Genomic DNA, 232 nt, shown 5'->3' with positions numbered 1-232 from the left:
ACAACACCGGACAGACCGGGGGCACCCCCGACGCGGACATCGACGCCCCCGAAGCCTGGGACGTGCAAACCGGCAATGATGTGGTCGTCGGCGTCATCGATACGGGTGTGGATTACAATCACCCCGATTTGGCGAATAATATGTGGACCAATCCCGGAGAAACCCCGGGAGACGGCATCGACAACGACGGCAACGGCTACGTCGATGACGTCCACGGCTACGATTTCGCCTA

The 232-nt window shown here is 60.3% G+C and carries 1 protein-coding gene; it reads left to right on the top strand.

Annotation, left to right across the window (positions count from 1 at the left end; translation table 11 throughout):
• The coding region (locus AC0QHF_RS00435) for a S8 family serine peptidase (protein WP_324702219.1) at positions 1-232 on the top strand (232 nt) is incomplete at both ends.

It is taken from the genome of Lyngbya sp. CCY1209 (assembly GCF_055795065.1).
This window is presented reverse-complemented; position numbering and strand designations above follow the sequence as displayed.